Below are 25,214 nucleotides of genomic sequence, written 5' to 3' on the forward strand. Positions count from 1 at the left end.
CCCGCCCCCCACCCGCCCCCCCCCTCCCCCCCCCCCCCCCCCCCCTCCCTCCCCCCCCCCCCCCCCCCCCCCCCCCCCCCCCCCCCCCCCCCCCCCCCCCCCCCCCCCCCCCCCCCGCTGGCGCTAAGGGCGTAATGATTTCCGGAAACTGTCGAAGATTCGCATCGGCGAATTCCGGCGGCTCCGGGCTAGGGGTAGGTGACCTCGAAACCGTCACCGAGGATGCGAATGTGGTTCATCCTGTCCGGCCGGTTCTTCTTGAAGAAGAGATCGATGCCTTCGCGGGCTTGGGCCTCGGTCAGGCCGGCGCCTCGCCCGTCGATGATCACATTCAAGGCCTGATTCTTGGCGTCGTTGATCTGGTTCCTGACCGTACTGGCCTGGGGGCCAGGATTGAGGCTCTTGAACTCCGTGGGAACGCCATCGACGATGGCGTCGGCGGTCTTCACCCCGTCCACCTTGGATTCCAGTACGGACTTGACATGGCGGCCTTCTCCCGAGAGGAGATCGGCGATCTTCCGCTCCTGCGGGCTGAAGGGCTTCGCGGACTCGTCGATGGGGTGGGAGGCCCCGCGAGAGGCGGACCCGCCCTCCTGGGCCTCCCTCAGAGCGGTCTTGATGCCGTTGCCGAAGCGGTTGGCCCCGTCCACCCCGACGCCGATGCCGCCGACGATGAGCGTGGTGCCCATGACGATGGCCGGGGCACCGACCAGGCAGCCGACCCCGCTGAGACAGGCGACGCCACCCGCGAAGTCCTCGCTCGCGCCGGCTCCGATCATGACTCCGCCCAGGACGGTCTCGCCCGCCCCGATCCAGATGTCCTTGTTGAAGAAGGGCTTGGCGGTGTTCCAGGCCGAGTCGATGGTCCCGGAGAGCCAGCCCGGGATCCAGCTGTCGTCCTTCTTCTCCTGAGGCTGGCCCGCCTGGGCCTCGGCCGCCGCCTTGCGGAGGTCCTCCTGCTCCCTCAGCCAGTTGGCCATGTCCTGCTTCTGGAGCTCGACGGCCCTGGCGAAGGTGTCCCGGTACGCCGCGTCAGCGGCCTTCGCGTCCTCGTGCGCGTTGACCGCGGAGTTCCAGGCGCTCATGGCCGCGGTGCGGGCGGTGCTCGCGGACTCGTTGGCCCAGTTCGCCGAATACTGGGCGCTGGCAGCCGAGTTGATCGCACGGTTCACCGCGGAGACGGCTTCGGACTCGGCCTTCCGCGCGGTCTTGGCGGACTGGGCGGCCTTCACCGAGGACGCTTCGGCCGACTTGGCGGATTGGGCCGCCTGGGTGGAGTACACCTGGGCCTGGGCAGCGGAGGCCTGGGCCTGCTGACGGTACACGTCGGCCTCGCCGGACGCGTTCCTCGCGGTCGCTGCGGCCTGTGCCGCCTCCGCGGCGTCCTTCTGAGCCGTGGCGGCCACGGTGGAGGCCTCCGCGATCACCTGCTCGATCTGCGCGGCGTGCGTGGCCGCCAGCTCGTCCTCGCGCTGGGCCTGGTACTGGCCGAACTGGATGTACGAGCGCAGCGTGCGGATCGGGCTCATGAGCGAGATCCGGGCTGTGGCGGCGACTTCGGGCGTGCCGCTGTCGATGAGCTGAGCGGCGCGGACGCGGTCGTCCTGGTAGGCCGCCTCGTGCTGTCCGGTGGAGATGAACTCCCGGTACTTGTCGACGGATCCCGAGTCCAGAGCCGCCCGGCCGGCTTCCTGCACGCCCGGACCGCCGATGGAAATGATCTTCGCGATGTGCACGCGGAGGTCCTGGACGGCCGACTGGTACTGGCCGCTCGTCAGGAACTCCGTCACCTTCGCGGGGTCGTTCGTGGCCAGTGTGCTGCGGGCGGCGGTGGCGATCGCGTCAGAACGCGTCGTGGCGGCCAGACGCTGGACCTCCTGGCGCTCATCCTGCTGAGTCGCGGACGTCCACCCGGTGCGGACGTAGTCCACGACCGCCGTGTCATCGCCGGACAGCGCCAAGCCGGCCGCGGTCCGGCTCCAGGCACCGCCCGACTTGAGGGTCAGGACCGCGACCTTCCGGCCCTTGGCGGCGATGTCCGTCGTGTTGGCATCCGGACGCGAAGCGTCGGCTATCAGGCCACGGGCCTGTGCCGCGATGTCCTTGACCTGCTGGGCCGCGGCGGCCAGCTTGGCGTTGCGCTGGTCCTCCTGCCACTTCAGATCCTTCGCCTTCTCGACACTGGCGTTGGTCCGGGCGGTCAGACCCTCGGCCTCGATCTGCTGCGTGAGCGTGTGTGTGGCCTGGGCCTTGGCGACGGCGGCAGTGGCCTCGTTGGCGAGTTCCCGCGCGGAGTTCGCGTGGCTGGTCGCCTGTGCTGCCGCGTTGGCGGCTTCTCCGGCGTGGGCGGCAGCGTCGTCCGCCTCCTTGGCGGCCGCGCGCGCGTGCAGGGCGGCCGAACGAGCGGCGTCACGCGCCTCGTTGGCCGCAGCCGCGGACTTCGCGGCGAGGGCCTGGGCCGCGTTGGCTGCCCGAGTGGCCTCCTGCGCGTGACGTCGGGTGATGGCCGCGGCCTGGGCCGCCGACTTGGACTGCACTCCGGCCTGAGCCGCGTAGCCGTTCGCCTGATCCGCCGCGTCGGCTGCCGCGCCCGCGTTCTGACCGGCGCTCGCGGCGCTCTTGGCGGCCTCGCCTGCGGCGTTCGCCGCGAAGCCGGCCTGCTCGGCGGCGTCGGCGGCTTCGTCGGCCCCGTCGGCCGCGGTGCGGGCGTCAGTCGCAGCCTGACGGGCCACACTCGCCTGGGACGCGTCGCCGGCCGCTCCGGCTGCCGCGGACTGGGCCCGGGAGGCCGCTCGAGCAGCTCCGGCGGCGGCGGAGGCGGCCTGGGCGGCGGCGTTCGCCGCCACCTTGGCCGAGGTGTTCGCCGCGCGGGCTGCGCCGACCGCCTGCTGGGCGGCAGCGGCGGCCTGCTCTGCGGCCCTGGCCGCGTTCTCGGTGGCGGCAGCCGCGCGTTGGGAGTCGTTCTTCGCCTGCTCCGTCTCGCGGGCGGCGTTCGCAGCCGCCTCCTTCGCCTGCTGGGCGATGAACACGGCGCGGGCGGAGGCCTCCTTGGCGGCTTCCTTCTGGGCGGCCGCCTGGACGCCGGCAGACTTGGCCAGGGCGGCCAGTTGGGCGACCGTCAGGGTCTCCTGGTCGCGGTTGCGCGCGATGTGCTGGCCGACCTCGATGAACTCGTGGACGTCGTCCGCGGTGCCGCTGAGGGCGATCCTGCCCGCCGCCACCACCGAAGGTCCGCCGACGCTCATGATCTGCGAGACCTGGACCCGCTCGTCGTTCTCCTGCTCGTCGTACTGGCCCGCTTCCAGGAACAGCTTGACGTTGTCAGGTGTGCCGTTCAGTGCGGCGCGACCGGCCTCCTGAACCCCAGGCCCACCGGTACTGATGATCTGCGCGACGCGCACCCGCTGATCCTGGAGAAGCGGGGCCTTCCAGCCCTCCTTCAGGAACGACTTCAGCTGATCCGGGGTGCCACTGAGGGCCTGTCGGGCGGCATCCTGCAGGCCGGCGCCTCCGGCCGTGGCGATCTGCGCGACGTAGACCCTGTTGTCCTGGTACTCCTCCGCGGGTGCTTGCGACAGGAACCGCCGCACATCGTCATCGGTACCCGTCAGCGCGACCTCGGCGGCAGCCCGGACGCCGGGTCCCCCATCCATCCAGAGCTGGACCGTCCGGCCCCGGTCCGTCAGGGGGAACGTTCCTGTGTCAACAGCGGACGGCACGCCGCCGTCCGCGAATGCCCGGGGCGGTGAGGAGACAACCCCGGCAATGAGAGCGGATGAGAGCAAGGACAGGCACAGTGCCCGTGTTGCGCGCACCCCCTGCCCTGCTCGGTTCCTCACGCGTGTTCTCTGCGTCAAGGTAACACCCATCGTGTCGGTGTGACGGCCGTGTGCCGCGACGCCGGATCTCGGCGACAAGGAGGATCTCTAACACGACGTCATGACAATTAGCCAGTCGTTTGATTGACGCCGAAGCATGTTTGAGAAAAGGTCTAGGACAATTCGGGCGCTTACCTCATCTCCATGTGTATAGATACAAACCAGCTTTCGTCTACGCGAACCATTCGACTTCAAGGCACGGAAATCAGAGAGGGGTTGACGAAGCATCATTCGAATCCAGTACTTTGCCGTGACGGCACATGGCCTCTACCGGGCCATTGCCGAACCGCATCGATCCATGGCACGGCCCGGGGCCGGCCTGAAAGGACTTGTCGTGACTCACCGTCTCCGTCGGATTCTCCTGGCGTCCGCATCCGGTGCGCTTCTCGCCGCGGTCGCGGTGCCGACGCTCGCGTCGGCGTCGGCCTCCACGGCTTCCGCTGCCGCTGTCACTGCCGGTGAGGAGCTGCCGCCGACCGCGGTCGAGGACTTCACCTACCCGGGTGCCGCGGAGATCCTGCAGGCAACGGGGATCAAGCTCATCAAGGGCAACGGCCGTCTCATGATGGTCGACTGTGACCCGGCGACTCCCCAGATCAAGGTCTACAGCCGCAATGGCGACGCCTGCTTCCGGGCGACCGGCCCGGACGCCTACCTGACCCTGGAGATGACCCGGGTCTTCGCCCTGGAGGCCGCGGACCGCCCCATCAGCGCGGACCTCACCGCCGCCGGCGCCACCCAGACCGTCAGCTTGGCCCAGGGCGGCTACAAGAGCGTCGGCGAGGGCACGGTCGGAGGCGCCAGGTCCACGCTCGTGGAGCTGCGTGTTGCCGGCTGAGGCCGTCGTGTTGTCTGCGGAAATCCGCTTCCCGTAGAGGTGGTTGGTCGAAAGAAGGCCAGACCCCTGGCGTGAGGTGGTTCGGACCTTTCTGACCCGTGCGCCAACACGGCTTCGGTCAGAGCTGGTTGTGGACGGATTTTTCCGTCTCTGCCAGTGGACCGCCAGGGGTTTCCGGTCGACGGCAAAGTGACGCTCGTCACCGTCCGAACGTCGCCCGGGATCCGTTCGGCCGCCCGGAGGCGGAATTCTTCCCGACGGCCTCCAGATCGTATGCTCCCATTTGAGGATTCGACTCATGATTCTTAGGGCCACACACCCTCGAGTGGCGGTCGGCATGACTGCTGCCGCATTCCTGATGTCAGCGTTCCCAATCTCACAAGCTCACGCGGTAGTTGGTGACGCAGTCGCCGACGCTTCCTATATCGCCACCGCCCGGATCGTCATCGGTGACAACCTGCGTGGCTGCACGGGTGCGCTGGTGGACCGCTACTGGGTGCTCACCGCCGCCTCCTGCTTCGCCGACGATCCGGCGCAGCCGCAGGCGCTGGCGGCGGGTACGCCGAAGTGGAAGTCGACCGTCACCGTGGGTGCGAAGCCGGCCGAGGTGGTCGAGTTGGTGCCGCGTCAGGATCGTGACCTGGTGATGGCCCGGCTGTCCACTCCGGTGGACGGGGTCGCTCCGATGTCGCTGACGGCCACGGCCCCGACGGCCGGGCAGACGCTGCGGGTGTCCGGTTTCGGCCGGACCAAGGACGAGTGGGTGCCGAGCAAGCTCCACACCGGGGTCTTCTCGCTCGACACCGTGAGTGCGACGGCTGTCGGCATCACCGGCACCGGTGGTGCGGCGGTCTGCAAGGGTGACACCGGTGCCCCGGTGGTGCGTGAGGTGAACGGGAAGGCCGAGGTGGTGGCCGTCGCGTCCCGTTCGTGGCAGGGCGGTTGCCTGGGCACCCCTGCCTCCGAGACCCGTACCGGCGCCTCCAGCTCCCGTGTCGACGACCTCGGCGACTGGGTGAAGGACCTGCGCTACCGCACGGCGGAGGTCAAGTCCGGCCTGCACGTGCAGATCATCGACATCAACAGCAGGCTGTGGGACACCGTCGCCGACTACAAGGCCGGCGACTGGCTCCGCAGCTGGTCGCCCGTCAGCAGCGGCTCGCTGACCGCCGTGGACAGCGTCGCCATCGGCGACACCGTGCACGTCTTCGCCGTCGGCTCCGACGGCAAGGTCTACACCCACGACGGCAAGGTCGGCGGCGCGTGGACCCCGTGGGGCGAGGTGCCCGGCGGCGCCGGCGGCGCCAAGGCGATCACCGCCACGGCCCGCGGCAACACCGTCAGCCTGCAGATCATCGGCTCCGACGGCTCCCTCTACAGCACCTCCGCCGACTACACCGCCGGCGCCTGGGCGAGGAACTGGGAGCAGGCCGGTACCAACAACCTGAAGGCCATCACCAGCGCCACCACCCCCGACAACGTGGTCCACGTCTTCGCGGTCAACGAGGACAGCCGCGTCTACACCCGCGACCAGCTGACCAACGGCCAGTGGACGCCGTGGGGTGAGCTCCCCGGCGGCGCCGTCGGCGTTCAGGGCATCACCGCCGCCGCCCGCGGCTACACCGTCGACCTGCAGATCATCGGCGGCGCCGGCGACCTGTTCACCACCTACGGCCACTACGACCTCGGCCGCTGGGACCAGCAGTGGCAGAAGGTCAGCGACAACAAGCTGAAGGCCATCTCCAGCAGCGCCGAGGGCAACGTCGTCCATGTCGTCGCCGTCAACGAGGACGACAAGGTCTACAGCCGCGACGCCGACTACAACGCCGGCAAGTGGACCCCGTGGGGCGAGGTCCCCGGCGGCGCCACCGGTGCCAAGGCCATCACCGCCACCACCACGGGCTGACCAAGCCCGCCTCACGTCCCGCCGGACCGGTCGCCGCCCGGCCGCCGGTCCGGCGGGACGTCACCGTCACGTACAACCCCAGGGGGGAATCCTGATGTCCGACAAGTTCCGTTCCCGGCGAGCGGGCGCGTTGGTGGCCGCCGCGGCCTCCGGCGTGCTGGCCACCCTTTCGATCCCCTCGGCCCACGCCGTGGTGGGCGACGCGGCCGCCGACGGTACCTACGCCTTCACCGCGCGCCTGGTGATCGGTGACAACCTGCGTGCCTGCACCGGCGCGCTGGTGGACCGCAGTTGGGTGCTGACCGCGGCGTCGTGCTTCTCCGACGACCCGGCGCAGCCGCAGGCGCTCGCGGCGGGTGCGCCGAAGTGGAAGACGACCGTCACGGTGGGTGCCACGTCGGTCCAGGTGGCCGAGTTGGTGCCGCGTCAGGACCGCGATCTGGTGATGGCCCGCCTGGCCACTCCCGTCGAGGGTGTCGCTCCGCTGTCGCTGGCGACCACGGCTCCGACGGCCGGGCAGGCGCTGCGGGTGCCCGGTTTCGGCCGGACCAAGGACGAGTGGGTGCCGAGCAAGCTCCACACCGGCGTGTTCAGCCTCGACTCGGTGAGCGCGACCGGCATCGGCATCACCGGTACGGGTGGTGCGGCGATCTGCAAGGGCGACACCGGTGCCCCGGCGATTCGTGAGGTGAACGGCAAGGCCGAGCTGGTCGCCGTCGCGTCCCGCTCGTGGCAGGGTGGCTGCCTGGGCACCCCGGCCACGGAGACCCGCACCGGCGCCTCCAGCTCCCGGGTCGACGACCTCGGCGGCTGGGTGCAGCAGGTGAAGGCGTCCCGTGCGGGCAGCCGGCTGTTCGCGGTCGGCGGCGACAACCAGATCTGGATGAACGACGGCTCGTACGCCACGAACGTGTGGGGCACCTTCGAGGCCGTTCCCGCGAGCGGCGGCATCCGTCAGGCCAGTGTCGTCACGATGGGCGACAAGGTCCGCCTGTTCGCGGCCGACACCGACGGGCGGATCCGCACCGCGGCCAGGGACGCCGCCACCGGGGTCTGGACCCCGTTCGGCCTCGTGCCCAACACCAACGGCGTCAAGCAGGTGACCGCCGTCGCCATGGGCGACAAGGTCCGCCTGTTCGCGATCGGCGGCGACGACAAGATCTGGACCGCGACCGGCGACTACACCGCCGGAACCTGGACCCCGTTCGTGGAGATGCCCAGCACCGGCATCAAGCAGGTGACGGCCGTCGCCGTCGGCAACACGGTGCGCCTGTTCGCGATCGGCGGCGACAACAAGATCTGGACCACCACCGGCGACTACACCGCCGGCACGTGGACCACCTTCGAGGCCCTCCCCAGCACCGGCATCCAGCACATCGCCGCCACCACCATCGGCAACACCGTGCGCGTGTTCGCCGTCGGCGGCGACAGCCTGATCTGGACCACCGACAGCACCAACGGCGGCCCCTGGACCACCTTCGACCCGGTCCCCGGCGTCCGCGGCGCCAAGCAGGTGGCCACCACCACCATCGGCGACACCGTCCGCCTGTTCGCCATCGGCACCGACGACCAGATCTGGACCGCCGACAAGAAGGCCGACGGCAGCTGGACCACCTTCTACGCCGTCGCCAGCAAGGGCATCCAGTCCATCACCGCCACCACCAGCTGATCCCGGGCCCAACCCGCCGTTCCCCGCGGGGGCATGCCGACACGATGCCGGCCGCTCCCGCGGGCTGCTCCTTACTGACTCGAAGAGGAATCCTCATGTCCCGCAAGACCCCGTCCCGCTCCTGGCAGGCGGGCATGCTGGCAGCCGTCTCGGCCGCCGTCGCCGGCACACTGAGCACCTTCTCCCCGGCCGGTGCCGTGGTCGGCGACCCGGCCGCCGACGGCTCCTACGCCTTCACCGCCCGCCTGGCGATCGGCGACAACCAGCGTGCCTGCACCGGCGCGCTGATCGACCAGTACTGGGTGATCAGCGCCGCCTCCTGCTTCGCCGACGACCCGGCGCAGCCGCAGGCCCTGGCGGCCGGCGCGCCGAAGTGGAAGACCACCGCCACCGTCGGCTCCAACTCGGTCCAGGTGGTCGAACTGGCGCCGCGTCAGGACCGTGACCTGGTGATGGCCCGCCTCGCCACGCCCATCGAGGGTGTCGCGCCGCTCATGGTCGGCACCTCGGAGCCGGCGGCCGGGCAGACGCTGCGGGTCCCCGGTTTCGGGCGGACCAAGGACGAGTGGGTGCCGAACAAGCCGCACACCGGCGCGTTCAGCCTCGACACCACGAGCGCGACCGGCGTCGGCATCACGGGCACGGGCGGCGCGGCCGTCTGCAAGGGCGACACCGGCGCTCCGGCCGTCCGGGAGGTCGACGGCAGGCCCGAGCTGGTCGCCGTCGCCTCCCGCTCCTGGCAGGGTGGCTGCCTGGGCATGCCCGCCTCCGAGACCCGCACCGGCGCGTACGCCACCCGGGTCGACGACGTCGGCACGTGGATCACCAGGACCAGGCACTCCACCCCCTCGGGGACCGTGGTGACGGCCTCGCCGTCCACGGTGATCGACCCCGCCACCGGCCATCCGCTGACCTTCGTGCAGGACAGCAGGAACCACCTGTGGTCGGTCGACCCCCGGAGCGAGGGCTGGCTCGACCTGGGCGCCTACGCCGCCGGCCGCCCCACCGCGATCGCCAACCCGGCCGACGGCCACGTGATGGTGTACGTCAACGGGCCGGACAACAAGCTCTGGTCGCACGACCGCACCAGCGGCCGGTGGACCGCGTTCATCCCGACCCCCGCCGGGACGGTGCTGGCCCCCGACGCCGTGCCGCGCACGGTCGTGGACCCGGCCACAGGGCACCTGGTCACCTTCGTCCGGGACACCGTCCACCACCTGTGGTCCGTCGACCCGCAGGGCGAGGGCTGGTACGACTTCGGCCCGCTGGCCGCCACCGACCCCGTTCCGGTGGTCAACCCGAACGACGGCCACATCGTGGTCTACGTCAACGGGCCGGACAACCGGCTGAACTCCATCGACCGGCGCGGAGCGGGCCGGGTCGAGTTCGTCCTGACCACCTCCGGCACGGCGATGGCCCCGGACGCCGTCCCCTCGACCGTCGTCGACCCCGCCACCGGGCACTTCACCACCTTCATCCGCGACACCGCCCACCACCTGTGGTCCGTCGACCCCTTCGGCCCGGGCTGGCGCGACTTCGGCTCGCTGGCCGCCACCGACCCGGTCGCGTTCGCCGACGAAGCCGGCAAGCGGACCGTGGTGTACGTCAACGGGCCGGACAACAAGCTGAACTCGATCGACCTGTCCACCGGTAAGCGGACCGAGTTCGTCCTCACCCCGGCCCAGACCGCGATGGCCGCGGACACCGTCCCGCAGACCGTCCTCGACCCGGCCACCGGGCACCCGGTCACCTACGTGCGGGACGTCAACAACACCCTGTGGTCCGTCGATCCACTGGGGCCGGGCTGGGTCCGCTTCCACGGCGGCCCCTCCGCCCCCTGACCCGCGGCGGGCCTGGGCGGGCCGCCCTGCCACGCACAGGGCGGCCCATACCCGGTCGGCGCCGGCGTCGACCGGAGCACCACCGCCGGTGAACCTCATCCGCACCCCCGACTCGCGCGGGTGCCGCTCTTTCGAACCTCCCAAGGAGACCTCTCCCATGTCCCGCAAGACCCCGTCCCGTTCCTGGCGGACCGGTGTGCTGGTCGCGGCCGCGACCGCCGGCACGCTGAGCACCTTCTCCCCGGCCGGCGCCGTGGTGGGCGATGCGGCCGCCGACGGCTCCTACGCCTTCACCGCACGCCTGGCGATGGGCGACAACGTGCGGGCCTGCACCGGCGCGCTGGTGGACCGCAACTGGGTGCTCACCGCCGCCTCCTGCTTCGCCGACGACCCGGCGCAGCCGCAGGCGCTGGCGGCGGGTGCGCCGAAGTGGAAGACGACCGTGACCGTCGGCGGCAAGTCGGCGGAGGTCTCCGCTCTGGTGCCGCGCGCCGACCGTGACCTGGTGATGGCCCGTCTGGCCACGCCCGTCGACGGCGTCGCCACGCTGCCGGTCGCCACCGCCGCGCCCGCCGCCGGGCAGACTCTGCGGGTGCCCGCGTACGGGCGGACCAAGGACGAGTGGGCGCCGCTGAAGCTGCACACCGGCGTGTTCAGCCTTGACTCGGTGAGCGCGACCACCGTCGCCACCACCGGCACCGGCGGTGCGGCGATCTGCAAGGGCGACACCGGCGCCCCGGTGCTCCGCGAGGTCAACGGCAAGGCCGAGCTGGTCGCCGTCGCCTCCCGCTCCTGGCAGGGCGGCTGCCTGGGCGTGCCCACCACCGAGACCCGCACCGGCGCCGTCAACTCCCGCACCGACGACGTCGCCGGCTGGGTCCAGCAGGTCCGCGCGACGGCCGTGGGCTGGAAGACCCAGGCGCTGGTGCGCAGCGACGCGAACCTGTTCTTCGCGTCCCGGCTGTACGACGGTTCGTGGACCCCGTACGAGGACGTCCAGGCCGTGGCCGGGAACATCGGCGGTGTGCGGGCCGCGTCCTCGGTCGGCATCAACGGTGACACCCATGTCGTCGCGCTCGGTGGTGACGGGCACCTGCACTACGCCGTGCACAACCTCGACGGCGGCTGGGGCCAGAAGTTCGTCGACCTGAACACGACGGTGTCCGACCTCGGCAAGATCACCCAGGTGACCATCGCCTCGGTCGGTGGTGACCTGCACGTGGTCGTCGTCGCGGACGGCTACCTGTTCCACAACGTCCGCTCCGCGAACGGGCAGTGGACGTCGTTCAAGCTCGTCACCGACGCGACCGGTCCGCTCACCGGGATCACGTCCATCTCCGCCGCCGGCGCTGCCGGCGGGGAACTGCACATCGCCGCCGTGTCGGGCGGGAAGGTCTACCACACGGCCCGTTTCGCCTCCGGAAGCTGGTCCCGCTGGGGCTCGGTCGCCGAGGCCGCCGGCGCCACCGCGCCGGTGAGCGCGGTTGCCGTCACCCGGCAGAACGACGACCTCAACCTCGCCCTGATCGCGAGCGACGGCCAGTACCACACCATGCGCTACGCCAGCGGCAGTTGGCAGCCGGTCAGGTCGCTCGGCAGCGTCGTCGGGAACGTCACCGGTACCGGCATCAGCGCCGCCACCGTCGACACCGACGCCGTGTTCGCCGTCACCACGAACGACAACAAGGTCCTCCTCACCGCCCGCCACGCCGACGGCGGCTGGAGCGCCCCCGCGGACCTCAACCTCACCGCGATCCCCGGCAACCACACCGGAACCGTGATCACCAGCTCCCTCTAGCAAGAGCAGCAGTCGGCGCGCCGGGCGCCCCTGCCGCCGGTGAAACCGAGCGGCGCCCCGCGTACTCGCGGGGCGCCGTCAGTTCCGAACGTTTCAGGAGAACCCTCATGTCTCGCAAGTCCCAGCCCCGTTCCTGGCGGGCCGGTGTGCTGGTCGCTGCCGCGACCGCCGGCACGCTGAGCAGTTTCTCCCCGGCCGGTGCCGTGGTCGGCGATGCGGCCGCCGACGGCTCCTACGCCTTCACCGCGCGCCTGGTGATCGGTGACAACGTGCGTGCCTGCACGGGTGCGCTGGTGGACCGCTACTGGGTGCTGACCGCCGCGTCATGCTTCTCGGACGACCCGGCGCAACCGCAGGCGCCGGCGGCCGGCGCGCCGAAGTGGAAGACCATCGCCACCGTCGGCGACAGGTCGGTGGAGATCGCCGAACTGGCGCCGCGTCAGGACCGCGACCTGGTGCTAGCCCGCCTTGCCGCGCCCGTCAACGGCGTCGCCCCGGTCGCGGTCGCCACCACCACCCCCAGTGCCGGGGAGACGCTGCGGGTGCCAGGGTACGGCCGGACCAAGGACGAGTGGGTCCCGGCCAAGCTGCACACTGGCTCCTTCAGCCTCGACACCGTGAGCGCGACGGGCATCGGCACCACCGGCACGGGTGGCGCGGCGATCTGCAAGGGCGACACCGGCGCCCCGGCGATCCGCGAGGTCAATGGCAGGGCTGCCGAGCTGGTCGCCGTCGCCTCCCGCTCCTGGCAGGGCGGCTGCCTGGGCGTGCCCGCCACCGAGACCCGCACCGGCGCGTACGACACGCGCGTCGACGACCTCGGCGGGTGGATCCAGCAGGTCCGCGACGGCTGGTGGGAGAGCGTCACCGCCAACCCGCCGGCCCGCAGCTCGGTCTACGACCCGGTCCGGAAGATCACGACGGTCTTCGCCGTCGACGGCAACCGCCACGTGGTGTCCTCCTCCAGCGCGGACGGCACGACCTGGAGCGGTTGGGAGCAGGTCGCCGGCAACTGGGAGTTCGCGAGCGTCCCCGCCGCGCTGTACAACCCCGCCACCGGCGGCACCGAGCTGTTCGCCGTCGGCACCGACGGTGTGCTCAGCCAGACGTACTGGATGCCGGACGGCAAGGGCTGGCGCGAGTGGTACGCCCAGGACCTCAAGCCCACCCCCGACCGGAAGTTCACCGGCAGCCCCACCGCCGTCTACAACCCGGCGACGAAGACCGCGGAGGTCTTCGCCACCAGGGCCAACGGGGTGGTCGCGCACTCGTACTACACGCCGGGCATGACGGCGTGGAGCGGCTGGTACGACATCAACGACTGGCAGTTCGCGAGCAGCCCGACCGCCGTCTACAACCCCGCCACCGGCGGCATCGAGCTGTTCGTGATCGGCGGCGACGGCGTGCTGTCCCAGACCTACTGGCTGCCCGACGGCAAGCCCTGGCGCGGCTGGAGCACGCTGCACTCCGAGGTGAAGTTCACCGGCAGCCCGACCGCCGCCTACAACCCGGTGACCAGGACCGCGGAGGTCTTCGCCACCAAGGACAACGGGGTGGTCGCGCACTCCTACTTCACGCCGGGCATGGGCGAGTGGAGCGGCTGGTACGAGATCCCGGGCAAGCAGTTCGCCGGCTCGCCGACGGCCGTCTTCGACCCCGCGACCGGCGGCTTCGAGCTGTTCGCGGTCGACGGCGGCGGCATCCTCGCCCGCACGGAGTGGGTGCCCGACGGCAAGCCGTGGCGGCCCTGGACCTCCATGGGGGACTGGAAGTTCACCGCCGGCCGGTTCCCGGCCGCGACGTCCAACGCCACGGCCGGAGTCATGAACCTCTTCGCCACCGGCCGGGACGACGGCGCCCTGAACTACGCGTCGTACAAGGCCGGCCCGGGCCAGACCTGGGGCGGCTGGAAGACGATCGGCGGCAAGACCATGATCACCGGCTGACGAGGCCGTGCACGGCACGGGCCCGGCCGCTCCTCCGATCCGTCGGGGGAGCAGCCGGGCCCGGCTCGTTTTCAGGGGGCGCCGCGCGAGCCGTCAGAGGCGTTCGGACCGTCAGAGGCGTTCGGACCGTCAGAGCCGCTCGGGCACCGGGTTGCCGACGGCCTCGATGGCGCGGCGGACCGGCACCTTGAGCAGCACGGCGAAGCCGATGACGAAGAAGACCAGCAGGGAGATGATCGCCGAGCGGTAGCTGCCGGTGAGCTGGTAGGCGAGGCCGAAGACGAGCGGCCCCATCCAGCTGGTGCCGCGGTCGCTGACCTTGTAGAAGCTGAAGTACTCGGCTTCCCGGCCGGGCGGGATGAGGTGGGAGAAGAGGGAGCGGGAGAGGGCCTGGCTGCCGCCGAGGACCAGGCCGATCATGCAGGCCAGGACGTAGAACCAGGCGGGCTGGTGGGCGGGCATGAAGTAGCCGAGGGCGAGGGTGACGACCCAGCCGACCAGGGAGCCGAGGATGGTCCGCTTGGCGCCGTAGCGGTGGGCTATCCGGCCGAGCAGCAGGGCGCCGCCGATCGCCACGACCTGGACCAGGAGTACGGCGGTGACCAGCGAGGTCTGCTCCATGCCGAGTTCCTCGCTGCCGTAGAGCGAGGCCTGGGAGACGACGGTCTGGATGCCGTCGTTGTAGCAGAGGAAGGCGGCGAGGTAGAGCAGGGTGAGCGGGTGCTCGCGCATGCCGCGCAGGGTGCGGGCGAGTTCGCGCAGGCTGCCGGCGGTGGGCTTGCCGTCCTCGGTCGCCGTCGCCGTGGCCACGACCGGGGCGACGCCGGCGCGGGAGGGAAGCCGGAGCAGGGGGACGATGGTGAACAGCGCCCACCACAGGCCGGCCGAGGCGAGGCAGATCCGGACGGCGGTGCCGGAGTCCAGGCCGAACGCGTCGTGGCCCTGGAACAGCGCCAGGTTGGCGATCAGCAGCAGTCCGCCGCCCGCGTAGCCGTAGGCCCAGCCCTTGGAGGAGACCTTGTCCCGCTCGTCGGGGGAGGCCAGGCCGGGCAGGTAGGCGTAGGAGAGCGCGACCGAGACCGCGTACGAGATGTTGGCGACGACGAGCAGCGCGCCGCCGAGCAGGTAGCGGTCGCCCTGGAGGAAGAACATCCCCATCGTGGCGAGCGAGCCGAGGTACGCGAAGCCGCACATCAGCTCCTTGTGCCGCCCGGTGCGGTCGGCGAGGGTGCCGGTCAGCAGCATCACGGCGACCGAGAGCAGCACGGAGAACGAGACCGTGTACGGGAAGAACGATCCTGCGCGGATCGTCAGGCCGAGCGGGTGCACGTTGCCGGCCGCGTCGGCGGCGTCCTTGGCGACGGAGGTCAGGTACGGGCCGAGGAACACCGTCAGGACGGTGGCCGAGAAGGCGGCGTTGGCCCAGTCGTTGACGTACCAGCCGAACTGCATCCGGCGCAGGGACCGTCCGTCGTCGGTGGCAGTGGTGGCAGTGGTGGCAGCGCTGGCAGCGGCAGCCGTGGCCGGGTCGGTCGGTGGGTCGTCCGGCAGGGGCGTCGCCGAGTTCGTGGTGCTCATGGGGTTCCCATCACCGTGCTGGAGCCGGTACTGCCGTCCGTCCAGCAGCCGCGCTCGCCGAGGACGTCCCGCAGGACGTCGATGCGATCGGCCATGATGCCATCCACACCCAGGTCGAGGAGAGCCCTGATCCGTGTGGGATCGTCCACAGTCCAGACGTGCACCTGGAGGCCGAGCCGGTGGGCGGTGCGGACGAAGGCCCGGTCGACGACCCGCACGCCCCGGTGCCGCTCCGGCACCTGGGCGCACAGCCCGGCGAACGGCGCTCCGGGGCGCTGGGACAGGAACGGCTGCAGGAACGATTCCGCCAGCGAGCGCAGCCGCAGCCGGGCCACCTCGCGCGGGCCGAGCGAGGTGGCCAGCCGGGGGCCGGCGGCGGCGCGGACGGCGGCCAGCCGGGTGTCGGAGAAGCCGCCGACGCAGACCCGGTCCCAGGCGTCGGTCCGGCGGATCGCCTCGACCAGCGGGCCGACGGCCGGCGCCGCCTTGACGTCGATGTTGAACCGGGCCTCCGGGAACGCGCCGAGCAGGTCCTCCAGCAGCGGCACCGGCTCGGTCCCGCCGATCCGGGCCCGCCTGACGTCCTCCCAGGGCAGCTCCGCCACCGTTCCGGTGCGGTCGGTGACCCGGTCGAGGCGCGAGTCGTGGAAGGCCACCAGCACACCGTCGGCCGTCGCGTGCACGTCCGTCTCCAGGTAGCGGTACCCGAGCGCGACGGCGGCCTCGAAGGCGGCGAGCGAGTTCTCGGGGCGCCCGAGGTCACCGCCCCGATGTGCGAAGGCGAGCGGCCCGGGGTGGTCGAGGAAGGGGTGCATGTGGTGCTCCGAGCTGCGGGGAGAGGGATCCGGGGCGGCCCGCGGGCCGGGATCCCGGGGGCGTACCGGTGCCAGCGCGTTACAGTATTACGCACCCTGTCAAGCAGTAACGATCACCTCGCCCGGCCCGTACGGGAACCGCTCCCGCTCGACGGGTCGGGCATCGGTGCGCTCGGCCGCGTCGAGCACCTGGCGGAGCAGCTTCGGGTGGCGCTCGTCCCGGCGTCCGGCGACCCGTCCACCGTCCGTCGCAGCCGCCGGCCCGCTCGAGTCCAGGCCGCGCCGCTGCTCGCCCGCCCGCACCCGGCCGCGCCGGCGGAGCCGGGGAGACGCGGACGGGGCCCGCGGCGCAAGGCTGCGCCGCGGGCCCCGTCACGGTCGAGGGGATGCTGCTACGAACGTCAGACGTTGTTTGGGAACATCGTCCAGCGCTGGTTGGCGTGGCCGGAGATGCACTCCCACACGCCGAGGGCCGTGCCGTTGGCGTCCGCCCAGTTGGGGAGTTCGAGGCAGCGGTCGGCGTTCGGGTTGTAGATGCTGCCGTCGGCGCGGAGGGTCCAGACCTGGCCGGTCGCCCCGACGCAGTCGCTGATGACGACCTGGGCGCCGAGGTTGGTGGCGTTGTCCTTGATGCCGACGCAGCGTCCGCCGGTGCGCAGGGTGCCGTCGGAGCCGAATACCCTGGACGAGGGTGGTCACCTCGCCGAGGATGCCGGCTCCGTTGAGGATCTTGCCACCGATTCCACCGCCGCGCGACGTCCTGGCACTTGTCTCGGAATCCAGCACGGTGCCCTTGTTCCGTTTGCTGGGACTGTCCGCTGCCGGACGGCCCGATGACCTGATCCGCACTCAGGCCGCTGTAGCACCCCTTCCGCACAAGGAGAAAGCATGCCCAGGGACATCGCCACGGTCTGCCTGGACGGGACGGCCGCCGACGATGTGACGGCCGCCCTCACCGAGGCCCTCGCCCCCTTCGCGCACGACGCCCAGCCGGTGGACGGCCGCTGGCAGGGCGAATGGGACTGGTGGCACATCTACGGGGGAGACGGTGAGCACGGCCTGGCCGTCCGCTCCGGTCATGAGAGCGACCCGCGACTGATCCGCAGCCCCGTCTGGCTGGACGGCTCCCCGCGCCCGGCGCCGCCGGCGCACCGGTGCGACGGCGGACCTCGAGGCCTCCTCGACCTCGACACCGAGCGCACGGCCGCAGCCGTCGCCGCTGCCCGGGAGTGGGACGACTGGTCGGCGTTCGCCGCGCGGTTCCCGCCCGCGCGCTCCCTTCGGGCGATGTCCGAACGCGGCCCGTCGGCTCCCCCCGCCGACGGCTCGCCCTATCAGGCGTTCAGGGAACAACCGCTCATGCGCGCTCTTGTCGCCTGGCGGCAGTCCGACCCGAACGCCCCGACATGGACCAGGGACTCGGATCCCGTCTGGCGCTTCGGCGAGAGCCGCGAGCAGTACGCGCACCGAGCCGCCGTACGGGTCCGGACCACGAACGTCCTGGTCACCCTCGACGGCCGGTGGACCGACTGCTTCGAGTACACCCCCACGCCGCAGCAGCCGATCGCCGCCGACGCGTACTTCGACTTCGCGGACCGGTACCTCCGCGAACTGCCGGACGACGCCCTCATCGTCCGCGTCCGATTCTATTCGTGACACCGCGCACCACCGGAGCGGGGCCGCCACCACCACGGTGGCGGCCCCGCTGTCCTGTCAGCGCGCCGACGGTCGTGCCCCGGGCCCTACCGGGCGGCCGCCGGGGAGAGCTCCGCGGCGAGCCGGCGCAGCTCGGGCCCGTACTCGGGGTTGGCCAGCGCGGCGGCGAACTGGGCGCGCAGGTAGGCGGCGGGGTTGCCGGTGTCGTACCAGGTGCCGGCGATGACCTGCCCGTACACCGCCCGCCGGGCCGCGTAGGCGTTGATGGCGTCGGTCAGGTAGACCTCGTCCTCGGGCTTCTCGTGCCACCGGAGGGTGAGTTCGCGCAGTTCGTCGACGATGCCGGGGGTGATCACGTAGCCGCCGATCGCCGCGTACGAGGAGGGCGCGTCGGCCGGCTTCGGCTTCTCGACCAGGCCGGTGATCCGCAGTGAGCCGCCGCCCAGGTCCTCCTTCACCACCGGCACGCCGTAGCGGTAGGAATCCTCGGGAGCCATCGGCATCAGCGCGAGCACCGGCGCGTTGGTCTGCTCGTACGCCCGGATCAGCTGCTGTGCGCGGGGGACCTCCGCCACGAAGACGTCGTCGGGCCAGAGCACCAGGCAGGGCTCGTCGCCGAAGTGGCGGGCGGCGTTCAGCACCGGGGTGCCGTTGCCGTACGGACCGTGCTGGTAGAGGTAGCTGATGTGGCCCTTGCGGGACAGCTCGCCGACCTCCTCGACCGCCGCGGCGAAGGCCGCCTTGCCGTCCCGGCGCAGCTGCTCGACCAGGACGGGGTTGGGGCGGAAGTGCTCCTGGATCAGGCCCTTGTCGCCGTTCACGACGATGGTGATGTCGGTGATGCCGCTCTCGACCAGCTCACGCACGGTGTGCTCGATCACCGGCTTGTCGCCGACCGGCAGCATCTCCTTCGGTGTGGCCTTGGTCAGCGGCAGGAGGCGGGAGCCGAGGCCCGCGGCGGGGATGACGGCTCGGCGGATCGTCCTGGGGGCCATGTGACGCCCTCTCGTTCGGCGGTGGAGCTGCGCCGGGGTGACGCGGCGGCACCGCCGACGCTACCAAGAGCCGACGTGGTGTCGAGTCGACCGGCGGTGTACGGGAGTTGGCCCCGCGGCGGCCGTAGGGCGTCGCACCGCACCGGAGTCCAGCCCTCCGCGTTGCGCCGCCCCTGCTCCAAGGTGTAAACACCCGTTACTTTGTAACGAGCCATCAGGGAAGCCGGAGGGGAAGTTGACACTGGATCTGCGGCGACAGGGGTCGGTCGAGGAGGACATGGTCTTCTTCGCGATGCCGTACGAGGACAAGGAGTTGCCGAACGGCAGGACGGAGAACTTCGACGACCTGTACGAGGGCCACTTCGAGGACTGGATCAGGAACTGGGACCTGCGCGCCGAGCGCGCCGACAAGGTCCCCGGCACCACCGAGAGTGCGATGGACGTAGCCTGGGCCGGGATCGACCGGGCCGGGATCGTGGTCGCCGACCTCTCCGTCCCGTCGACGTCCGTGGCCATGGAGCTGGCCTGGGCGCTGTGCCTGCGCAAGCGGCTGGTGGTGATCGCGCACAAGGGCGCCCAGGTGCCCAGCAACGCCCTGGGACAGTTCCGGGTGGTGTGGTACGAGTGGAGCGTGCGGGGCCTGTTCGAGCTGCGCAGGAGCCTGCAGGCGGAGATCGAGGCCCTGCGCCGGCAGCCCCGCGCGCCGGAGATGGACCTGCGGCCGTACACGCCGGAGGACCGCCAGCGCGCCAGAGCCAGGGTGGAGGAGGTCAGCGAGGACCACATCCGGGTCCGTGACCTCCGCAACCCGCGCCGGATCGCCGAGATGCACAAGCGCGACATCGGCTACCACGAGACCATCCCGGACCACATGTCGCAGCGCTTCCACGTCGGTCGGGACTACCCCGGCTTCTTCGTGTACCGGGACAACGTGCTGGTCTTCACCCAGCAGGAGGGCGAGGACCCCTGGGACGGCTGGGAGCGGACCTACCAGCGCGGCGCCGTGTTCACCGCGCGGGTCTACCAGGTGAACAACGCGGGCGTCTGGGTCGAGCTGCCCGGGGGCGGCCGCTCCCGGATGCGGGCGCACGAGGCGGCGGGGCTGAAGGAGAACGACGAGGTGCAGGTGGTGATCCGGTGGATCGACCGGGCGCGCCAGCGGATCGAGATCGGTGCCGCGAACCCGCCGGCCGGAACCTCCGCCGCCTTCCCGGCCGTTCCGCTGCAGGCCCTGTCGCTGGAGGACTACCCGCGGCCGGGGGAGCGGCAGGGGGCCACCGTCACCGTCGTCAACGAGTCCTTCGTCCTGGTGAGGTTGGACGACCACCCCGAGCTGCCCACGCTGGCGCTGCTGCACGCGCGGCGCATGCTGCCCGCGCTCCGCGAGGAGCTGGAGGCGGGCAGGTTGGCGGAGGGCCGACGGGTCCTGGTCGACGTCGAGGAGGTCGGCCCCTCGCGGACCAAGCCGGGCCGGGTCGACATCCGGGTGCGCGAGGTCGAGGGCGAACTGCCGCCGCAGGGCGGGTCGGTGGCGGAGGTGCCCGCGTGGTGAGCCCCGGCCAGGCACCCTCCGTCCCGCCGCCCGCCCCGCCGACCGGCGCGCCGCCCACCCCGTCGGCCACTCCGCCGGCCGCCCCGTCGAACCCACCGACCCCGCTCGACGCGAGGCTGTGGAACAGCCTGGTCGGCGCGCGGGAGTACGAGGCGGGCGAGAAGTACCAGGCGGCCGTCCTGGAGCAGTACAAGCTGTACGTGGAGATGGCGGACCGGGTCAGCGCCCGCCGCAGCCTGACCAACACCTTCTTCCTGACCGTCAACGCCGCCCTGCTGGCCGGGGTCGGCGCGGTCCGGGGCGGCGCGCTGGAGGGGCTGCCGACCTGGGGGCTGGTGGTGGTCGGCCTGGTGGCGGTGGGGCAGTGCGCGGCCTGGTTCCTGCTGATCGCGTCCTACCGGCAGCTCAACCGGGCCAAGTACCGGGTGATCAACGCACTGGAGCAGCGGCTTCCGGCGCGCGCGTACGATGCCGAGTGGGTGGAGCTCGGGGACGGCAAGACGATCCGGAGGTACCTCCCGCTCACGCTGGTGGAGCTGTGGATCCCGGTGCTGTTCCTGCTCTTCTACCTCACCGCCGGTGCCGTGGCGGTGAGCCTGGCCTGACGGTGGGACAGGGGGACGGGCAGCGCCGCGACATGCCTGGCCCCGACATCGGTACCGCCCCGACGCCGGGTCAGATCCGGTGGTCGGTAGGATACGACGCATTCGAACGTGCGATCGTCGGGGCCTGGGAAGAGCGGGAAGATGAACACGCTGACGCGACGCGACCGACTCCGTCTCCAGATGTCGGAGGACGTGCGGGCCGTCGCACGGGACATCATCGCGGCGCGCGGGGTGGAGGCCCTGAGTCTCGCCGAGATCGCCCGGCGGGTGCAGGTGACCCCCGCGGCGCTCTACCGGCACTTCGAGAACCTGGCGGACATCGTCCGGCACGCCGCCCGCGACATCGTCGCCGACCTCGCGCTGGAACTCCAGGCCGCGGTCGACGCGCAGGCCGAGACCGACTTCGCGGCCCGGCTGATCGCCCCCACCCGGGTCTTCCGCCAGTGGGCGCTCGCCCATCGCGAGGAGTTCAACCTGCTGTTCGGCACGCCGACGGCCACGGCGGCGGGCGCCCAGACGGACATGAGCAGCGACTGGGTCCGCCGGCTCTCCGAGGTCTGGGGCCCGGTGTTCGTGCAGCTCTGGAACGCCCGCCCCTACCCGGTGCCGGCCGACGACGAACTGGAGCCGCTGCTGCGGCAGCAGATGGCGGCGTACCGCGCGGCGACCGGGGTGGAGATGCCGCTCGGCGCGGTGGTCGTGATGCTCTCCAGCTGGCGTTCGATCTACGGCCAGGTGGCGCTGGAGGTGTTCGCGCACTTCGCGCCCCTGATCGTCGACCAGGAGCCGATGTTCGAGATGCTGATGCGGGACCTGATGGACCGGATGGGCCTGGGGGCGGACTACCGGCCGCCGACCCTCGCCGGAGCGTAGGTCGGCGGCCGGCCGGACCGCCTGGGAAGGCGCGGCCGCGGGCCGTCAGCCCTTGTTGCCCGCCTTCAGCACCTGCGCCGCCGCCACTCCCGCCGCGCTGAAGCCGTGCCCGCCGCCCTCGACCTCGGCCGCGACGGCGAGGTCGCCGCGGTAGGCGATGAACCAGCTGTTGTTCGCCTGGCCGCCTGCCTCGACGGTGCCGGTCTTGGCGCCGATCTGGCCGGACAGCCCGGCCATCGGGGTGCGGGCGGTGCCCTGGGTGGCGGTCTTGGCCATCATGGCGCGCAGGTCCCTGGCGACGTCGGCGGGGAGCTTGCCGGGCGCCGTCACCCGCTTCACGTCCTCGCGCAGCACGGGCTGGCGGAATGTTCCGCTCTGTACGGTGGCGGCGACCGAGGCCATCGCCAGTGAGTTGGCCTGGATCCGGCCCTGGCCGATGTACGCGGCCGCGGCCTCGTCCTTGTTCCCCGGCGGCGGGATGGTGACGTCCCGGCTCGGGACGCCGATGTGCCACTCCAGACCGAGGCCGAACTGCTCGCGGGCCACCGAGGCCAGCGTGCCGGGCTGGAGCTTCTCCAGGCCCTTGTCGATGAAGCCGGTGTTGCAGGAGTGGGAGAAGTCGTCGGCGAGCGTGTAGGACGGGAAGTCGCCGGGCTCGTCGTTGTGCCAGGCGCGCGGGGAGTTGGTGGTGGCCTTGCACGGCACCACGGTGTCCGGGCTCACCCCGGCCTCCAGCAGGGCGGCCGAGGTGATCACCTTCATCGTCGAGCCGGGCGCCTGGCCGCCGGCGATCGCGCGGTTGAAGCCGCCCTGCGGGGCGTACGCCATCGCCAGGATGAAGCCGGTGCTCGGCTCGATGGCCACCAGTGAGGCCGGATTGCCGTTCGCCGACTGCTGCTTGACCGCCTCCTCGGCCGCCTGCTGGAGGTCGGCGTCCAGGGTGAGCCTGACCTTCGGGGCGGTCGGCGGGGTCAGCACGAACAGCTGCTCCGCCTCCGCGCCGCCGCCCGCGCCCGAGAGCACCACGGCCTGGCCGGGCGCGGTGGTGCCGCCCTCCGGCGGGGTGATCTGGGGGAGGACGGCGCGCAGCGAGGGGAAGGCGTCGAGCGGCCGGCCCTTGCGGTCGGTGGGCTTGGACACGGCGTTGGGCAGCGCCTTCACCGCGATGGTCCGGCCCGGGGCGAGCTGGGGGTGGATCACCGAGGGCTTCCAGCGCACCACGGGCCGCCCGTCCTGGGACCGGACGAAGCTCAGCACGCTGTCGTACTCCCAGGCGTCCGGGATGCCCTCGAACTCCGCCTTCACCCGGAAGCCGAGGGCCGGCTCGCTCGGGGTGTCGGCCGGCGCGCGGCCCGTCCCGGTCAGCGCGAGCGAGCGGGCGCCCACCTGCTCGTGGAACGTGGCCAGCGCGGCGCGGGCGGTCTCCGGGTGGTCCGTCAGGCCGGCCGCGGCGGCGATGTCGCCGCTGCTCCAGGCCGCCAGGAACTCCTTGGCCGCCGCCTCGGCCTGCTCGGCGGTCGGCGGGTCCTGCGGGGCCTTCGCCACGGTGGCGGAGCCCTGGTGGCCGCCGCCGGAGGGGTCGTTGTCCGTCACGGCGTTCAGCACGTTGTAGGCGCCGTAGCCGCCGACCGCCAGCAGGGCGGCGAACACCCCGCCGGCCGTCACCATCACGACCCGGCGCGCGGTCGAGCCGCGCCGGCCCCCACCGCCACCGTCCTCGTCGCGGTCCGGGTCGTCGAGGTCGTACTCGACCTCGTCGTCGGCGAGTTGGTCGTACTCCTGATGACCTTCGTGCCTGTTGTCCCTGTGTTCCTCGAACACGCTTCCGTCCCCCCTGCGATCCTTCGTCTGCCGCGGGCCTGTCCCATTCGGCGGATCGGCCCGCGGGCCCGAGACCGGACGAGAGTCCGTTCGGGCGCGGATCAGCCTATGCCGAGACGGATGGTCGGTCGACAGCCGGGCCGGTCCACCCCATCAATGCGGCGCAGGCCCGGAAGGTTGCACACGTCTTCGGGCCCGCCCTCAGCCCAGCACCGCCGGCGTCGGCCCGTCCGGCCGCACCGTGATGCTGTACGCCGCCCCCGCCGGCCGCGAGCGGAACGCCAGGGGCCCCATCGGCAGCAGGAGTTCCAGCAGCGCCGTGGTCTCGCGCAGCGCGAACTGGGTGCCCAGGCAGGCGCGGGCGCCGAGGCCGAACGGGAAGTACGCGCCGAGCTGCCCGGGGCGGTCCGCGCCGGGGGCGAAGCGGTCCGGGTCGAAGCGCTCCGGGTCGGGCCACAGCGCCGGGTCGCGGTGGGTGAGGTACGGGCAGACCAGCACGTCCGTCCCGGCGGCGACGCGGTGCCCGGCGATGACGTCGTCCTCGACGGCGTGCCGGGGGAGCAGCCAGGCGGAGGGGTAGAGCCGCAGGGTCTCGCTCACCAGCGCCTGCGGATCGGCCGTCCGGGCCCCGGAGTGGCGGTCGAGCAGCAGGAAGAGCCAGGTGAGCGTGGTGGCCGTGGTCTCGTGACCGGCGACGAGCAGGGTGACCAGCTCGTCGCGGATCAGCCGGTCGGTGTACTCGGGGTACCGCTCGCCCGCCTCGACCAGCACCCGGAGCACTCCGGGCTCGTCGGTCGGGCCGGCCGAGCGTGCCGCGTCGATCGCCGCGTGGGCCACCGCGTCGATCCGGGCGAGGTCCCCGGCGACGGCGTCCCGGGCGTCCGCCGCGTCGGTCGGCAGTTTCGGCATAGCGGCCACCACCCGCTCCACCGAGCGGAGTTCGTGGTCCGTCCGGTCGTCCAGCGGCAGCCCGGTGAGCGCCCGCCAGACGGTGTCCAGGGCGAAGCGGCGCATCTCCTCGCCGAGGTCGAAGGTCTCCCCGGTGCGCCGGTACCCCGCCCAGCGCTCGGCGGTGCGCTGTGCCGCCGCGGCGATCCTGTGCTCGTAGCGGCGCATCCCGGTGCCGGTGAACTGCGACTGCAGCAGCCGCCGTTGACGCTTCCAGGCGTCCCCGGCGGCGGACAGCACGCCGTCCCCGACCAGCATCCGGGCGCGGTGCGAGCGCTTGACGTACCGGTCCGGATGGCGGCCCAGGACGTGCTGCACGGCGGCCGGGTCCGTGACCAGGACGGTCGGCGTCGGGCCGAGCCGGAAGGCGGCGACGCCACCGACGCCGCGCTGGGTGCGGGCCAGCAGGTCGACGAGCTCGGCCTCCTCGGCCCGCCACTGCTCGACGACCTCGGCGGCCAGTTCCGGTACCGGGCGGGTGTCCGTGCTCACGGG

The 25,214-nt window shown here is 72.0% G+C and carries 18 protein-coding genes; 10 read left to right on the forward strand and 8 right to left on the reverse strand.

The annotated features are described in order from the left end of the window. Window positions 1-188 precede the first annotated feature (188 nt). Window positions 189-3,815 carry a CdiA C-terminal domain-containing protein gene (locus tag ACZ5OX_RS12295; RefSeq protein ID WP_465629830.1) on the reverse strand — a complete coding sequence of 1,209 codons (3,627 nt, stop codon included), beginning with the start codon at window positions 3,813-3,815 and terminating at the stop codon, window positions 189-191. 397 nt (window positions 3,816-4,212) lie between these two features. Between ACZ5OX_RS12295 and ACZ5OX_RS12300 the strand changes: the two genes are divergently transcribed. The 6 genes from ACZ5OX_RS12300 to ACZ5OX_RS12325 all read left to right on the forward strand — a co-directional run bounded on the left by ACZ5OX_RS12300 (window position 4,213) and on the right by ACZ5OX_RS12325 (window position 13,876). Next, window positions 4,213-4,716, forward strand: coding sequence for a hypothetical protein (locus tag ACZ5OX_RS12300; RefSeq protein ID WP_465629831.1), 504 nt, complete (start codon window positions 4,213-4,215; stop codon window positions 4,714-4,716). A gap of 358 nt (window positions 4,717-5,074) precedes the next feature. Then, window positions 5,075-6,622 (forward strand): trypsin-like serine protease, encoded by a 1,548-nt coding sequence (locus ACZ5OX_RS12305; RefSeq protein ID WP_465629832.1) that lies wholly within the window; start codon window positions 5,075-5,077, stop codon window positions 6,620-6,622. A 94-nt stretch (window positions 6,623-6,716) separates the two neighbouring features. After that, window positions 6,717-8,291 (forward strand): trypsin-like serine protease, encoded by a 1,575-nt coding sequence (locus ACZ5OX_RS12310; protein ID WP_465629833.1) that lies wholly within the window; start codon window positions 6,717-6,719, stop codon window positions 8,289-8,291. A gap of 95 nt (window positions 8,292-8,386) precedes the next feature. Continuing rightward, complete coding sequence (locus tag ACZ5OX_RS12315) at window positions 8,387-10,132, forward strand: trypsin-like serine protease (RefSeq protein WP_465629834.1); 1,746 nt, start codon at window positions 8,387-8,389, stop codon at window positions 10,130-10,132. Window positions 10,133-10,289: 157 nt separating this feature from the next. Beyond that, window positions 10,290-11,930, forward strand: a complete 1,641-nt coding sequence (locus ACZ5OX_RS12320; protein ID WP_465629835.1) for a trypsin-like serine protease — start codon at window positions 10,290-10,292, stop codon at window positions 11,928-11,930. A gap of 107 nt (window positions 11,931-12,037) precedes the next feature. Next, window positions 12,038-13,876 carry a DUF8189 domain-containing protein gene (locus tag ACZ5OX_RS12325; protein ID WP_465629836.1) on the forward strand — a complete coding sequence of 613 codons (1,839 nt, stop codon included), beginning with the start codon at window positions 12,038-12,040 and terminating at the stop codon, window positions 13,874-13,876. A gap of 129 nt (window positions 13,877-14,005) precedes the next feature. Here ACZ5OX_RS12325 and ACZ5OX_RS12330 read toward each other — a convergent pair whose 3' ends face one another. The 4 genes from ACZ5OX_RS12330 to ACZ5OX_RS12345 all read right to left on the reverse strand — a co-directional run bounded on the left by ACZ5OX_RS12330 (window position 14,006) and on the right by ACZ5OX_RS12345 (window position 16,928). After that, window positions 14,006-15,454, reverse strand: coding sequence for an MFS transporter (locus ACZ5OX_RS12330; protein ID WP_465629837.1), 1,449 nt, complete (start codon window positions 15,452-15,454; stop codon window positions 14,006-14,008). Further along, the gene (locus ACZ5OX_RS12335; protein WP_465629838.1) at window positions 15,451-16,269 is read right to left on the reverse strand and encodes a glycerophosphodiester phosphodiesterase; all 819 of its coding nucleotides are present in this window, start codon (window positions 16,267-16,269) and stop codon (window positions 15,451-15,453) included. Before ACZ5OX_RS12335 ends, ACZ5OX_RS12330 begins: the two co-directional genes overlap by 4 nt. A 99-nt stretch (window positions 16,270-16,368) precedes the next feature. Further along, window positions 16,369-16,572 (reverse strand): hypothetical protein, encoded by a 204-nt coding sequence (locus ACZ5OX_RS12340; protein WP_465629839.1) that lies wholly within the window; start codon window positions 16,570-16,572, stop codon window positions 16,369-16,371. A gap of 98 nt (window positions 16,573-16,670) precedes the next feature. Then, window positions 16,671-16,928 carry a ricin-type beta-trefoil lectin domain protein gene (locus tag ACZ5OX_RS12345; protein WP_465630131.1) on the reverse strand — a complete coding sequence of 86 codons (258 nt, stop codon included), beginning with the start codon at window positions 16,926-16,928 and terminating at the stop codon, window positions 16,671-16,673. 229 nt (window positions 16,929-17,157) lie between these two features. On the opposite strand from ACZ5OX_RS12345, the gene ACZ5OX_RS12350 reads away from it, so the two are divergent. Continuing rightward, window positions 17,158-17,925 carry a hypothetical protein gene (locus tag ACZ5OX_RS12350; RefSeq protein WP_465629840.1) on the forward strand — a complete coding sequence of 256 codons (768 nt, stop codon included), beginning with the start codon at window positions 17,158-17,160 and terminating at the stop codon, window positions 17,923-17,925. Window positions 17,926-18,011: 86 nt separating this feature from the next. Here ACZ5OX_RS12350 and ACZ5OX_RS12355 read toward each other — a convergent pair whose 3' ends face one another. Beyond that, window positions 18,012-18,920: a UTP--glucose-1-phosphate uridylyltransferase gene (locus tag ACZ5OX_RS12355; RefSeq protein ID WP_402399100.1), complete on the reverse strand. Its 909-nt coding sequence runs from the start codon at window positions 18,918-18,920 to the stop codon at window positions 18,012-18,014. A 235-nt stretch (window positions 18,921-19,155) separates the two neighbouring features. Here ACZ5OX_RS12355 and ACZ5OX_RS12360 point away from each other — a divergent pair, with 235 nt between their 5' ends. The 3 genes from ACZ5OX_RS12360 (at window position 19,156) to ACZ5OX_RS12370 (ending at window position 21,950) form a co-directional block, all read left to right on the forward strand. Further along, window positions 19,156-20,472 (forward strand): hypothetical protein, encoded by a 1,317-nt coding sequence (locus tag ACZ5OX_RS12360; protein WP_465629841.1) that lies wholly within the window; start codon window positions 19,156-19,158, stop codon window positions 20,470-20,472. Beyond that, window positions 20,469-21,077, forward strand: a complete 609-nt coding sequence (locus ACZ5OX_RS12365; RefSeq protein ID WP_465629842.1) for a RipA family octameric membrane protein — start codon at window positions 20,469-20,471, stop codon at window positions 21,075-21,077. The genes ACZ5OX_RS12360 and ACZ5OX_RS12365 overlap by 4 nt, the downstream gene beginning before the upstream one ends. Before the next feature lie 141 nt (window positions 21,078-21,218). Continuing rightward, window positions 21,219-21,950, forward strand: coding sequence for a TetR/AcrR family transcriptional regulator (locus tag ACZ5OX_RS12370; RefSeq protein ID WP_465629843.1), 732 nt, complete (start codon window positions 21,219-21,221; stop codon window positions 21,948-21,950). A 45-nt stretch (window positions 21,951-21,995) separates the two neighbouring features. On the opposite strand, the gene ACZ5OX_RS12375 is transcribed toward ACZ5OX_RS12370, so the two are convergent. Further along, the gene (locus tag ACZ5OX_RS12375; protein WP_465629844.1) at window positions 21,996-23,771 is read right to left on the reverse strand and encodes a penicillin-binding transpeptidase domain-containing protein; all 1,776 of its coding nucleotides are present in this window, start codon (window positions 23,769-23,771) and stop codon (window positions 21,996-21,998) included. A gap of 201 nt (window positions 23,772-23,972) precedes the next feature. Then, the gene (locus tag ACZ5OX_RS12380) at window positions 23,973-25,211 is read right to left on the reverse strand and encodes a cytochrome P450 (RefSeq protein ID WP_465629845.1); all 1,239 of its coding nucleotides are present in this window, start codon (window positions 25,209-25,211) and stop codon (window positions 23,973-23,975) included. Window positions 25,212-25,214 lie beyond the last annotated feature (3 nt).

It is taken from the genome of Kitasatospora sp. NPDC032121 (assembly GCF_055580145.1).